The 13,243-nt window shown below is 56.5% G+C and carries 13 protein-coding genes and 1 pseudogene; 4 read left to right on the forward strand and 10 right to left on the reverse strand.

The genetic code is table 11. The features are described 5' to 3' along the window. Nucleotides 1–78 precede the first annotated feature (78 nt). The 4 genes from RY113_RS17035 to RY113_RS17050 all read right to left on the reverse strand — a co-directional run bounded on the left by RY113_RS17035 (nt 79) and on the right by RY113_RS17050 (nt 4,379). A complete protein-coding gene (locus RY113_RS17035; protein ID WP_315915574.1) occupies nt 79–1,527 on the reverse strand; it encodes a dicarboxylate/amino acid:cation symporter in 1,449 nt (482 codons plus the stop codon). A gap of 107 nt (nt 1,528–1,634) precedes the next feature. Next, nucleotides 1,635–2,378: an amino acid ABC transporter ATP-binding protein gene (locus RY113_RS17040; RefSeq protein WP_315915576.1), complete on the reverse strand. Its 744-nt coding sequence runs from the start codon at nt 2,376–2,378 to the stop codon at nt 1,635–1,637. Between the two features lie 7 nt (nt 2,379–2,385). Then, nucleotides 2,386–3,504, reverse strand: a complete 1,119-nt coding sequence (locus tag RY113_RS17045) for an amino acid ABC transporter permease (RefSeq protein WP_110104528.1) — start codon at nt 3,502–3,504, stop codon at nt 2,386–2,388. Next, a complete protein-coding gene (locus RY113_RS17050; RefSeq protein ID WP_110104527.1) occupies nt 3,501–4,379 on the reverse strand; it encodes an ABC transporter substrate-binding protein in 879 nt (292 codons plus the stop codon). Before RY113_RS17050 ends, RY113_RS17045 begins: the two co-directional genes overlap by 4 nt. Nucleotides 4,380–4,539: 160 nt before the next feature. Between RY113_RS17050 and RY113_RS17055 the strand changes: the two genes are divergently transcribed. From RY113_RS17055 to RY113_RS17070, 4 genes are all read left to right on the forward strand, one after another. Beyond that, nucleotides 4,540–5,160, forward strand: coding sequence for a TetR/AcrR family transcriptional regulator (locus RY113_RS17055; protein WP_315915578.1), 621 nt, complete (start codon nt 4,540–4,542; stop codon nt 5,158–5,160). Between the two features lie 81 nt (nt 5,161–5,241). Next, nucleotides 5,242–6,453: a Glu/Leu/Phe/Val dehydrogenase dimerization domain-containing protein gene (locus RY113_RS17060; protein ID WP_315915579.1), complete on the forward strand. Its 1,212-nt coding sequence runs from the start codon at nt 5,242–5,244 to the stop codon at nt 6,451–6,453. A 105-nt stretch (nt 6,454–6,558) separates the two neighbouring features. Then, nucleotides 6,559–7,536, forward strand: a complete 978-nt coding sequence (locus RY113_RS17065; RefSeq protein WP_315915581.1) for a DMT family transporter — start codon at nt 6,559–6,561, stop codon at nt 7,534–7,536. Nucleotides 7,537–7,713: 177 nt separating this feature from the next. After that, on the forward strand, nt 7,714–8,307 hold the full coding sequence (locus RY113_RS17070) for a TetR/AcrR family transcriptional regulator (protein WP_315915583.1): 594 nt from the start codon (nt 7,714–7,716) through the stop codon (nt 8,305–8,307). A 339-nt stretch (nt 8,308–8,646) separates the two neighbouring features. Here RY113_RS17070 and RY113_RS17075 read toward each other — a convergent pair. The 6 genes and pseudogenes from RY113_RS17075 to RY113_RS17100 form a co-directional block, all read right to left on the reverse strand. Continuing rightward, nucleotides 8,647–8,934 (reverse strand): annotated as a pseudogene (locus RY113_RS17075) (AAA family ATPase); the annotation flags it as partial. Between the two features lie 388 nt (nt 8,935–9,322). Further along, nucleotides 9,323–10,030, reverse strand: a complete 708-nt coding sequence (locus tag RY113_RS17080) for a LamG domain-containing protein (RefSeq protein WP_315915585.1) — start codon at nt 10,028–10,030, stop codon at nt 9,323–9,325. A gap of 164 nt (nt 10,031–10,194) precedes the next feature. After that, nucleotides 10,195–10,902, reverse strand: a complete 708-nt coding sequence (locus RY113_RS17085) for a S26 family signal peptidase (RefSeq protein ID WP_315915586.1) — start codon at nt 10,900–10,902, stop codon at nt 10,195–10,197. Nucleotides 10,903–11,191: 289 nt separating this feature from the next. After that, complete coding sequence (locus RY113_RS17090; protein WP_315915587.1) at nt 11,192–11,854, reverse strand: hypothetical protein; 663 nt, start codon at nt 11,852–11,854, stop codon at nt 11,192–11,194. Nucleotides 11,855–12,064: 210 nt separating this feature from the next. Then, nucleotides 12,065–12,238, reverse strand: coding sequence for an IS3 family transposase (locus RY113_RS17095; RefSeq protein WP_396334259.1), 174 nt, complete (start codon nt 12,236–12,238; stop codon nt 12,065–12,067). A gap of 237 nt (nt 12,239–12,475) precedes the next feature. Beyond that, a complete protein-coding gene (locus RY113_RS17100) occupies nt 12,476–13,096 on the reverse strand; it encodes a tyrosine-type recombinase/integrase (protein ID WP_315915588.1) in 621 nt (206 codons plus the stop codon). Nucleotides 13,097–13,243 lie beyond the last annotated feature (147 nt).

A 13,243-nucleotide genomic window follows, 5' to 3' on the forward strand; every position in this document is an offset into this window, starting at 1 on the left:
CGCAAACATCCCGCTAAGGCGAGGTCAGCAGACCGGCCCTAACGGGATGTGTACACGAACAGCGAGCTTGCTTGCGGCTTAGACGTTTGCCGTCTGGCGCTTCGGATCAACCTCATCGGTATCCACGCCGGTGTCAGCCGCGGTGGTGGCGCCGGTCACATCCTGGAGCAGATCATCGGAGTCATCAGCGAACGGGTTGCCATTGCGGGGTGCGTTGTACAGCGCCTCATCCAGGATGTTCTGGCGTTTGGAGACGATGGTGGGGACCAGGGCTTGGCCTGCAACGTTGACGGCGGTACGGCCCATATCCAAAATCGGGTCAACTGCCAGCAGAAGTCCGACGCCGGCCAGCGGCAGTCCCAGCGTTGACAGTGTCAAGGTGAGCATCACAACAGCGCCCGTGGTGCCTGCGGTTGCTGCTGATCCGAGGACGGAAACCAGCACGATGAGCAGGTACTGGCCCAGGTCCAACTGGATACCGAAGAACTGTGCCACGAAGATGGCTGCAATGGCCGGGTAGATGGCAGCGCAACCGTCCATCTTGGTGGTGGCGCCCAGCGGCACGGCGAAGGAAGCATAGGCGCGAGGAACACCCAAGTTACGCTCGGTCACACGCTGGGTCAGGGGTAAGGTGCCAATGGAAGAGCGTGAGACGAAGCCCAGCTGCACGGCAGGCCAAACGCCTGAGAAGTACTGCTTGATGGAGAGCCCGTGTGACTTGATCAGGATCGGGTAGACCACAAAAAGCACCAGTGCCAGGCCCAGGTAAATAGCTACTGTGAACTTGCCCAGTGAGCCAATGGTGGTCCAGCCGTAAGAGGCTACGGCGTTTCCAATCAAGCCGACGGTGCCAATCGGTGCCAAGCGAATGATCCACCACAGCACCTTTTGAATAACAGCCAGGGCTGAACCGTTGAGTTTCAGGAAAGGATCAGCAGCCTTGCCAACCTTCAGTGCCGCAATACCGATGACAATGGCAATGACCAGGATCTGCAGGACGTTGAAGTTCACGCTGGTCACAAGGTTGCCGGATTCGGCAGCCTTGGTGGTGGCGCCCAGACCTAAGAAGTTGGACGGGAACAAGCCAATCAGGAAGGCCCACCAATCACCAGTCTTGCCGGTGTAATCCTTGGGAGTGGCTGTTCCGGTGCCTGCTCCAGGCTGGATGAGCGTACCCAGCGCGATCCCGATGGTCACTGCGATCAGAGCCGTGATAGCGAACCACAGCAGGGTGTTCCACGCCAAGCGTGCGGCGTTGGTGACCTGGCGCAGATTGGCAATCGAGGAGACAACGGCGGTGAAGATCAGCGGAACCACAGCTGCCTTCAAAATGGAGACGTAGCTGGAGCCAATCAGGCCCAACGTGGTCATGAGCCCGTTGCTTTCGGTCTCAGGGTCAGTGCCAAGCTGACGGGCGATCAGGCCCAGTACTAGGCCGGCAATGAGGCCGGCAATGATTTGTACGCCGAAGGAACTCGCCCACTTGGGCAGTTTTGAGACGCGTGGGGTGCTCGCTGTGGAAGTCATTTCTCTACGGTATGCGGCACACAATAACACTTGGAAATTTGTGTGTCCCTCTGTTACATCGGGCAAGGTATGGCTGCCGCCGGTGCCAAACGGCGTCGCCAGTTTCTCTAGAGCCTGCCAGCTTGGATCACACGGCTAAGAAATTGCTGTGTACGTTCCTCCTGCGGGTTTTCAAAGACCTGCTGGGGTGTTCCACGTTCAAGAATCTTCCCTTGGTGCAAGAAGCACACCTGCGAGGCAACTTCCCTGGCGAAACCCATCTCATGAGTGGCCAAGAGCATCGTCAGCCCATCCACGGCAAGTTCCCTGATCATCTCCAAAACATCGCCAACAAGTTCCGGGTCCAGGGCAGCGGTGATTTCATCGAGCAGCAATACCTGGGGGTCCATGGCCATGGCACGAACAATAGCCACGCGCTGCTGCTGGCCGCCGGACAGCGCGTCAGGGAAGGAGCCGGCCTTGTTCCGCAGACCTATCTTCTCCAGTAGCTCCAGGGCCCGCTGCTCGGCAGCCTCGTTGGATACGCCCCCCACCATGGTGGGGGCCAAGGTGATGTTCTTCAGCACTGACATGTGGGGGAACAAGTTGTAGGACTGGAAGACGATTCCCACATTGCGTCGCAGTGCGTTCAAATCCACGCCCAGTCCCGTGACCTGATCGCCGTTGACCAGGATTGTGCCCGAATCAATGGGTTCCAGGGCGTTGATGCAGCGCAACAAGGTGGACTTTCCGGAGCCGGAGGCGCCAATAAGGCACACCACCTCATGCCGTGCCACATCCAGGGTGACCCCCTTGAGGATTTCCAGGGAACCATAAGACTTGTGAAGATCGCGAATCTGTAGAAAATGCATGGTTATCCTAACTTGATCCTGAGCGCTGGCGGGCCTGGTCTTTTTCTAGCATCCGGTCAACAAAGCGTGACTGGGGGATAGTTACCACAACGAAGATGATCGCCACCACGGTCACGGGGGACAGGTTGAACACCGCAGAACCAATCAGCCGGGACTGGGTGAAGGCATCAATGACACCCATGACACCAATTAGGGCGGTGTCCTTTTGTAGACCAATGAAATCGTTCAGCAACGGAGGAATGACGCGCCGGACCGCTTGGGGAATGATGACGGTGCGAAGGGCCTGAGGGTATGAGAGCCCCAGGGAGCGGGCGGCAGCCCATTGGCTGCGATGAATTGAATCAAGCCCAGCCCTATACACCTCGGCTACATAGGCGCTGTAAGTCAAGGTGAGGGCAAAGATCGCCAACCAGATCGGTGGCAGATCCTTGAAGAAGGGCACCTCAGCCAAGGACAAACCAAAGCCGACAAGGTAGAGGACAATGATTCCGGGAATAGCGCGGAAGATGTCCGTATATAAAATTGCCAGCACCCGCAGGGGCCGTCCGGCGCGCCCTGGCAACATGCGCATGATGGCAATACCCAAGCCCAGGACAAGGACTAGTACCTCGGCTCCGAGGGCAACACGTACGTTGACCCAAAATGCAGCGAGAACATCTGAGAAGGCCTGTGCGATGAATGCTGGCCGCAAAAATGTTGAGGCGATGGCACCGTCTTTGGTGCTGACAAAGGCAACGAGTGTAGCGAGAACCAAAATGGCTGCCGAATAGCCCATGCTCGTCAAGGCTGCTTCCCGCCCAAGGGCGGCATGGTGCCGTGCGCCCACTACATCATGGGAACGCAAGAGCGCGTTGGCCTTTTGGGATCTACCCATGGCCTGCACCGCAGGAATCAGCGGAATGAGAGCCGCCAACCACAGCGCAACAAAGAGTGCCGTGAACAGCCCGGACGCACCGTTGGGATAAATGTAAGCAAAGAGCCATATCAGGGCGTAATAAGACACCGCGGCGGTCAATGCCACCACAGCAACCGCGGCAATAGTAAAGGGCGTTACGGTGGGCGGGGGTGCGTGCAAACTACTCTTTTGCAGGCTGTCACCGGCCGTGGTGGGGTTCGTGGTGCTCATGGGGTGGGGAACACTGGAATCTTGGCCGGATCGCCACCCAACGTGGGTCCAAGCCAGTCCGCTGAGAGCTTCTCAAGCGTGCCGTCCGTGGACATGGATTCGATGGCGGCATCCATGGCCGCCGCGTTCACTGAACCTTTGGGATAAATGGCGCCATATTGTTCACCCGTTTTGTACTGTCCTATAACCTCGAGGGCGCCGGAGGAACCGCTGGCAAAACCAAGCATGATGGCAGTGTCCTGAAGGGCGGCGTCAATTTGGCCGGAAGCAACACCTGTCACCATGGCGTCGGTTTCTTGGAAGACCCGTGCCGGTGTGCTCGGATTGATCTTCTTCTGGACAAACTCCACAGCTGTTGTTCCTAAGGCCACGCCCAGTTTCTTGTCCTTCATGTTCGCAGCTGTCACATCCGCACCCTTTTTGGCCAAGATTGCAACATTGGAATCAAAGTACGGTTTGGAGAACTGGACCACTTTTTCCCGTTCGGGAGTGATGGAGATCTGGGCCATGGCGATGTCGTAATCCTTGGTCTGTCCGGCAACCAGGGCATCAAAAGAGGCATTGACTACTTTGAGTTTGCTCAAGCCCGCACGGTGGGCAATATTGGCGGCCAGGCAATATTCAAACCCTCCGGTGATCTTTTCCGGAGAGATACCCTTCCACCAGCCGGGTGAGGGCAGATTTGTCTGAACCGTGAGCGTATCCGGGGTGACCGGTGTGAGGGATATTGACCCGGCATCGCCGTAGAGCTGGCATTCACCAAAAGCTGCGGGTCCGCCGTCGTTGGCCGCTGGTGTTGAACTGCCACAAGCCGTCAGCGCCAAGCTGGCGGCAGCTACCACCGCTGCCAGAGTTGTGAGTCGATGTTTTGCCATGTGAGACTTCGCCCTTCATTCTTGAAAGAAGACCATGATTACTGACTGGCCATACAGCTAATAAGTAGACTGTGCCGTGTGTCACAGCCAATGTCAACGGCTTGTGTGTAACTTTTTGTTCGCCACCAGTATTTTCGTTGTACGGGATAGGGTTTCGGTTATGAAGAGGATGAATGCCCAGGCGCGCCGGGTTGAGGTACTGGCAGAAACTGTCAAGCAAATTCGAGAAAAGGGAATGCAGGCAGTTCGGATTGCTGATGTGGCTGACGCTATGGACGTTAGTTCTGCACTGATCATTTATCACTTCGAGACCAAGGAAAGGCTGCTGATTGACGCACTGACTTACGCAGCGGAAAGGGACCTGCTCAAACTAGGGCGGATCATGCGAGGTTCTGGCTCTCCTGCCGAACTCCTCATGGCGGCCTTGGAGTGGTATGCCCCAACAGGGCAGGCTAGGGGGTGGCAGATTTGGGTTGATGCATGGTCCGCCGCCATGCGGGACGTGGCGTTGGCGGAGGTTTTGGTAGACCTTCATCGGCAATGGAATAAGGCGATTTCCAGCGTCATTGATGCGGGGGTTTCGGACGGGGTCTTCCAGTCCAGTAATTCCCTTGAGGCAGCTACGCGCTTGACGTCTTTCCTGGATGGGCTCGCCGTGCGGATGGTGGTCCATAAGGAGCCCATTAGTCGCGCAGATTTGCGTGCGTGGCTGGTTCGCCAAGTTGCCTGGGAACTGGCTGTGGACCAGTCCGCGTTAGGTGCTGTGGCGCCTGAAAAATAGGGCTCTTGACAAGCTTCTCTGCTGCGTGAATACTGACTAATCATTCAGTAAGAATGTTCTCAAAAAGCGAGGAGCCATCTCATGCCGGTCAGTGTCCAGGATGAAATGCGCCCAACACCGCGCCCGCCGCTGATGGAAGTGACATGGACCGATCCGGTAACCGGCTGTAAGGGTTTCTTGGTGATTGACAGGTTGGTCCGGGGCGTCTGTAGTGGCGGGCTTCGCATGCGCAAAGGCTGCACCTTGGAGGAAGTTCGCGGCCTTGCTCAGGGGATGACCCTTAAAGAGAGCCTGCACTACCGTCCGGACAGCGCTTATGTTCCGCTTGGTGGGGCGAAGGGCGGCATTGATTGCGATCCGCATGACATGCACATGCGTGGCGTGCTCAAGCGATACTTACAAAGTGTCAGTGCCCTAATTAAAGCCCACTGGACCATGGGCGAAGATCTGGGGTTGCAGCAGAAGCTCATCGATGAGGTGCTGAGCGAGCTCGGCGTTGAAAGCTCCGTTCAGGCCATCTACCCATTGCTAGAGAATTGTGAGGAAGCCATAGCGCGGCTCAGTCAGGCATTCACCATCACAGTGGATGGGATTGGTCTGGATGAGCTGGTTGGTGGGTTGGGAGTTGCCGAATCCGTATTGACGGCCTTGGATAAAATTCAGCGCCCCCATGCTGGATCACGGGTGGTGATCCAGGGGTTCGGTTCCATGGGCGGTGCAACGGCTAGATACTTGGCGCGGGCATCAATGATTGTTGTGGGAATTGCAGATGCCAACGGCGTGATTGTGAATCCGGCGGGGCTGGATGTGGAAGCCATGCTCGCCTCACGAAATTCGTTCGGCGAGATTGACCGTTCATGCCTGCGGGCCGAGGACACGCAGTTGCCGCCCGAGCAGTGGCTTTCCATTCCCACAGATGTTTTGGTGCCGGCTGCCATCTCCTACGCCATTACCGCTGAGAATGCGCAAGAGGTGGGCGCCTCGTTGATAGTTGAAGCAGCCAATATGCCTGTGCTTCCTGAGGCGGAGAGCCTGCTGATTGCGCGCGGCGTCCACGTAGTGCCTGACTTTGTTGCCAACTCCGGAACTAACGCCTGGTGGTGGTGGATGCTCTTTGGTGACATAGACGCCGATGCCGAACAGTCAGAACGGAAAATTCGCACCGAGATGCGCAGAATCGTCACGGACATGTTTGACCGCTCGGCAGCTGAAGGCATTACTTTGCGTGAGGCTGCGTTGGCCTTCACTGCCGATCAATTGCTGGCCATTGAGACGGCGTTCGCCCCAGTCTGATAGTAAAAAAGCGGCGGTTTGACTACGCCTTCCTCTGAGTAGCAAAGATGCTTCTCACTTCTAGCATGCGATTGGACCTTAGTGACACTGGTTGAAGGACAGGCCGTGCAGCCTGATGTAAATCAGCAACCCACAGCCGTGACACCGCGAACAGGGCCTGTTGCCGTCACAGTGGGTGTGGGATTCGTTCTCCTCTCGGCTGTTGCTTTCGCGAGCACTCCAGCGTTTGTCAGACTCGCCTACACCGCGCAGCTCAACGGGCTCTCCCTTGTGGCGTTCAGATGTTTGATCGCCGCCATTGTCTTGTGGCTGGTGTCACGGCTCATGCGAGAGAAAAAAGTGGCCAGAAGTATTGCCTGGCGGCTGATACTGCTCGGTGCGCTGCTGTTCGGACCGCAGATGTGGGCGTACTTCGCTGCACTGGAGCGGCTGGATACCTCGATCACGGTGGCGATCATCTACATATATCCGGCTCTTGTTGCCATACTTGTGGCTCTGCGCGTGCATCGATTTCCCAGGGTTGCAGAAATCTTGCTGCTAGCCCTTGGCTTGAGCGGTGTGGGGATTATTGTTTTATCAAATTCCGTGGGGATCGGTTCTAGTGCTGGGATGATGTTGGCCGTGGTGACCGCGGTGGGGTATGCATTCTACGTTTTTGCGGCAGGTGCAACGGTGGGGGACACTCCGCCGTTGACGGCAGCCAGCCTGGTATTGCTAGGTGCTGGCGTGTCTAGTGTCATTGCCGCGCTGTTGACTGGGCAGCTGGAATTTCCCTCGTCTGGTCTTGGCATGGGATACCTTGCCCTGCATGGGGTGGTGATTGTCCCCATCGGGTTGGCTGCTTATTATGCTGGGCTGAAGCGGCTGGGGGCTACATACACCTCACTTGTGGACACTTCACAGCCGGCACTTGCTGCCCTGATTGGAGTTGCTGCGTTGGGGGAGCGGCTGTTGCCTGTACAGATACTGGGTATTGTTGCCATTATTGCGGCAGTGCTGGGCCTGCCAGTGATGGCACTCATCCAGTCTCGAAAAAGCAGGAGGAGGGGTGCTGGCACTAAGAATATGACCACGAAGACGTGAACCTTGAGCTGTTTGTTGCGCAGCTTGCGTGGCGCTTCCTGACACCTTCCGTGTCCGCTGAGGGTACGGCCTTGTGCTTACGCCCCGGAGAATTTTGAATCTACCCTGAACAGCTACTGCTCTGGCGCGGGTTAGAGTCAAAGCAGTATCCACATTGTGAGAGAGAAGATTGAGGCTATGGCTCGTCCAAGTGCAGTTGCAGAGCGGCGTCACCAGATTCTGGAGGCAACGCGCTTAGTGATCTCCGAACGCGGATTTCGTGATCTGAGAATTGCGGACGTGGCCAAGATTGCCGGTTACAGCACCGGCACGGTGCATTATTATTTTGCCTCCAAGGATGAGCTGTTGGTTGAAGCTTTCCGTTTCCAATATGAGCAATCTGTGGAGCGCCGGGAGAATTACCTTGCGGAGGACGACGACCCGGTTCAGCGGCTTCGCAAACTTGCCAGCGGCTATCTCCCCAGCTCTGATGTCACCATTGAGTCATGGCGAGTGTGGCTTGAGCTGTGGGTTTCTGCGTTGCGTTCGCTGCCGCTGGCCGCCATCAATGATGTCTATTACGGTGACTGGCGCCGTGCCGTCCTTGAGGCTGCCACGGAGGCCCGCGACGAGGGCCTTCTGGATATTCCTGATCTGGCGGCATTTTCAGACGCCTACGTGGCTATGATGGACGGTTTGGCAATCCAGGTTCTGATTGGGTCCGCGCACATGACCCTTGATCGGATGCAAGCCACCTGCACGGCGTTTATTGACAGCTTTCTCCCGCGGTAGCAATGGTAAGTGGCGTGTTTTTCGCAGTGCTTCAAGGCCGATGAGCAGGGCCTGCCGCGCTGTGTCGACAATCTCGGGCGTGAGCCCGGTGAGGCTGTTGACTGTTTGCACGCGGTCGATCTGGGTCAGTAACCTGTCGACGAGACGGAAGTTTCCACCGGTGATCCTGACGATGGTCGCGATGGCTGTGGCATGGGTGATGCCGCCGTCAAGTGCCTCACGTTCTGGTGCGAAGCGGTTGGTCAGCACGGCGGTGAGCTCTTCGAGGGTGAGCTGGCGGTATTCGTGGGCGAAGCCAATGCGGCTGTAGAGCTGCGGGTAGCGGGCTAGGCGTTTTTCAATCCCTGGCATCCCGATGAGGATGACGCCCATGGTGTGCCGGTCGAAATAGTCGCGCACTTGTTCAAGGCCGGCGGCCTTGAGACGGTCGGCCTCATCGATGATGGGCAGTTCGGCGTGCCCGCTGGAGCGTGACTCGCAGTGCACGTAGGGGTCCACGACGCCGTGTTCGGCATAGTCGAGGGTATGGGAGATCTGTTGGCAGGCTCGTGGCAGCCCACGGTCGATTTCTCTGACGCTTGCTGAGACCATGGGGGTGTCCCTATTCGCGGGGGTGGCTTTGTCCATGACCCACCGTTCTCCTCGAAGTGCTCCTGTTCAATGTTCCCGCCATCGTTGCAGAATTAGAGACGGATTTGTTCCAATCATGAATATGGGAAGTGATGGCTGTGGCCAAAGCCTGACGGACCATTCTGCACAATATTCGATGCGCCCGTGTAAGCCAGCGAATCGACCGCACCTGGACCCGGGGTCCGGACGGATGTTAGCGAATATCTCTACCCTCAACTGCACTACAGAATTCAATCGTAGGAAAGTCACCCTGTTGAACTCAATGGTGGGGTGGGCTGCGACCAAATTGCGGGTCATGACCCTGCGAGCTGCAAGGTAGGTCCCAAACAAACTGCGAAAGTGGTATTCAATCAGACGCGATAATCAGGCACAGGTTTGAGCATTCTTAGCGACCGGCGTTGTAGTGGCTAAATATTTGGGTGGGTGTGAGTTCCATGGGGTAGACGGATGCGAACCGAAGGCTTCCATTGAAGAAGAAGTTGGTGGGTTGGGTGGCGCCCCAGCCGTTGAGTGTGTCGTAGCCTATGCGCCAATGCCCGTTGAAGTCTTGCGCGGTAGTCGTTGTTGGGTCGGAGGCGACGTTTTGACCGTCGAGGTAGAGTTTCATTCCTGCCGTTGAGAGCGTAGCAATTGCGTGGTGCCAGACACCGTCGTTATAGGCTTGTGGGCTAATAATAGTTTTTATTGTTTTGGGGTTTACGCCGAAGACGATTTGTCCGGTATTGCTCATGTAGAGATGGCGATCGGATTGGACAGAGGCGCCTGTTTGCGTGTTACCAAAGCCGATGAGTCTCCCGCCTGCGTTTGTGGTTTTGAACCAAATCTCTAGGCTGAATGTGTTAATCCCTGTGCGCCAGGTAGTGGTGAGGTAGCTGGTGGTTCCATTGAGCACGTAAGCACCGGGGGAGTCGCGTGGGCAGGCACCGTTGGTGCGGTTGCTGGTCATCGATCCTTGGTACTGACCGGGGGTTTGCTGTGGGGAGAAATCGGCTGCGGAGGTTGAACCCGAGGCTTCATCGAGACGGAACGCGAAGAGAGCGTTTGTGGAGTCGGCCTGAACGGCCCCGGTGCAAGTGAAATAGGTGGCGGTCACGGCCTTGTTTGTGCTGTTGGTTATTTTCGCTAGGTAGGCGGCGGAACTAGTCGGTGTAAGGATGGCTGCCAGACATAAACACGTCAATACTGCGACCAGCGCGATAGCTGTGATCCGCCGCTGATTTCGTGCGGGTGTGGTGCGGAGCGATGGTTGGGACGCGCTCATGCGGAGCCCAGGCGTTTTGCCGGTGTCGGGGGTAATCCTACGAGTAAACACCACAGTAGGGGCAGTAAACATACGGTCGCGAGTATGGCCCACCCTAAAGGAGCGAGGTGGAGTGTTGAGGTAATTTGGTAGGCGCCATTTTCGGACAGAGACGGGATGCTGAGCTGGCCCACACCGCCGCTTGCCAAGTCTGTGTAGGAACCTCCTACGGCTTGGACACGTATGGGCAGCAGCCCTGTGGAGACTACTGCGGCGTTTGCGCCGGAGGAGGTGGCATCGGTTGCCAGAATCGTCATGCTTACGAAGGGCTTGAGGATGAATGAGGTACTGGACACCACGAAGGGGATCCCCATGATCCGCAGCGGAGCTCGCCACATGTTGTGAGTGTAGAGGCGGGTGAGGATCCACAACAGCGCTATTCCTATCAGGAGGATTGGTAGGGCTCGTATGAGCCAACCAAGACCGGGTAGCAAGATAGAGCGGCCGATGAGGTCGCCCTGACTGATGGTCCACGGATCCGTCGCGCCATTGATGTCCCCCTGTGTGGTGAGCTGACCGTCCCGTGAAGTGCTTTGAACCCGGTGGGTATAGGTTTCCTCCGGTGTTGTGGGAGGGTGAAAAGTAATGACCTCCCCAGACAAAATTTCTGAGGCTTGAGTGGGAAGTGTCAGAACAAGTGTCCCTACCGGAGCGCTTTCACCCATTGAGGGTGTAGTAATGATGAACCATCGCCCCCCGATGAAGAAGAACACGATGGCTGTCAGTAAAACTCCGACCACGAGTGAAAATGAGATTACTGAAGCTACTACACGGGTCTTGGGGTGGCTGTGAGTAACTGGTGCAGACCGGGCACGATGGCCCGGCCTGTTGGTCTCCTTTCGGAGAAGCCTCTTGGTCTTTGTTTCCGTCATCCTAGCGTGAACCTCACAATGAAGCAGGCGCAGGCCGGTGCCTAGGAGAGAATAGACAGCCACCGGCACTGGCCATGGATAGTTAGTTTGCGAAGGTCCACGTTAGAGGAAGAGAAGCGGCCAGACCTTGGTAGGAATTACCGGAGTTTGCGTTCAAAGTCACGGAGATAGTGAACGGAATGGTGGCACCTGCCGCTGGTGCGGCGGGCATCGTCAGTGCCGCGGGGAGCGCGCCAGCAAGGGAAGCGGCCGTACCTGTGAACACGGTAGTTGCCCCTGAAGTGATCACTACGTTGATCTTTGTGCACAAATCAGTCGCAGTGCCGTTGAGGCTTCCATTGGTGGACTGAGTGCAGGTGGCGCCCGGAGTCAACGTAAATGTCTTGGCATCAGTGGTACCGAGGTTTTTGATCGTGATCGCTGTGACAACTGCGGGCCCACCCGGAACCATAACCTTGCTGCCACCAAATTTATTAATAGTTGAGCAAGTGGCGCTATTTGTGGAGACGCTGCCATTGTCCGTGCTCAGACACGTCGTGGTGACTGTATCGACCGTGGCCTGTTCCTGCATAACCAAAGAGCCTGAAGCGGCAGTGTTGGTGTTGTTGGTGATGCTAGCGGTAAATCCGGACAAGGATCCGGTAACCGACAACGAGAGCAAGATAACCCCTACGGCCCCCGTTATTAGGGCAAGGGGGGTAAAGCGGCGCCTCGTGCGCGATGAGTGTGCTGCGCGTTCAGACATAGAGATTCCTTTGCTAATCAGAGGAGAGACCTGGTGGAAGGCGGCGTGTTGACCTCTGAGCAACTCCCGCATACACGATGCTAACAGATATTGCTTCTATATTAAGATACTTCATTTGAACCCTAAAAATCTCTAAGATTATTGAAAATGTTGCAAAGCTGAAGGGCTTTTACTGTCTTTTTCGGATAAAATATTCGCTTGATAAGTAAGCTATTTTGGATTGTCTATCCTCTGGAGGAGATAGAACCCATTCCGACACGATGCTGACATCTGGCACATGTGTGGTCTCCACCGGTTGTAGAAGACCTCAATGTAGCGCATGGTGGCCCGCATGGCTTCTTGGCGGGTGTCAAAGCTGTAGTGGTGGTAAAACTCGTTCTTCACGGACGAGAAAATGACTCAGCCACGGCAATCCCAACACCCGCCCTTGGCCCCGGCGACTGGCGGCTATTATTTCCGGTACACCAAGCCGCCAGTTCGCGCGGGGTGTATTGAAATCCATGGTTCGTGTTAAACCAAATTGGGTATAACGCGGATTATGCTGAGGAATCCGCTAAGCCGAGGTTGTTCGCCCCTGTAATTCAGGGGTTTTGAGTCTGTTCCTCGGCTTATTGTTTTGGACTATTTCAGGGTGTAGAGAAGTTGTAGTTCGTTGTTACTGAGCGCTTGGGTGCTTGCTTCGCTGATGGCGGGTGTGGCCGCATTCATTGCTTCGCGCATCATGTCGAGGGTGGCGAAGGCGTAGAACGCTGAGGTGGTGCTCATGCTTTCGTGGCCGAGTAGCTGCATGATGATCGGCAGCGGTACGCCTTGTGTGTAGAGGTCCATGGCTTTGGTTTTTCGCAGCATGTGGCAGTGCAGCTTCCCCGGGATCGAAGGGCACCGTTGGCGGGCGAGGTCCCCGGCTTTGGTGAGCACCGCGGCGACGGTGTCGATGGAAAGGGCGGTTGCTTGGCCCCGGTGGTAACTGTAGAAGAGCGGACGTGTAGCGGACTCGGTGGCGTGTTGCGGGTGGAATTCCGCGAGGTAGACCAAAAGGTGTTCGAGTGTTTTGTTACCCAGGGGAACGGCGCGGCTCTTGTCCCGTTTCCCTGTGAGGATCAGGTGGGCCGGCTTCGACAGTGTCAGATCGCCAAGTGTGAGCGCGGTGATCTCACCAACGCGTGCACCACTGTCGTAGAGCAGGATCAGCAGCATCCGATTCCGTCGTGACTTCAAGTCATTGCCGTTGTGGGCGGCCAAGACCGCTGTCGTCTCGTTCTCTTAGAGGTATTCAATGGGTTTGAATCGTCCCGGGTTTTGTGCCGTTTTCTATTGAGAGAATGGATAGCATGCCTAAGCAGTACACCCCTGAAGTGAAGAGCCGTGCCGTGTCTTACGTGATGGACC

This window comes from Arthrobacter sp. lap29 (assembly GCF_032458965.1).
Taxonomy (GTDB): Bacteria; Actinomycetota; Actinomycetes; order Actinomycetales; family Micrococcaceae; genus Specibacter; species Specibacter psychrochitiniphilus.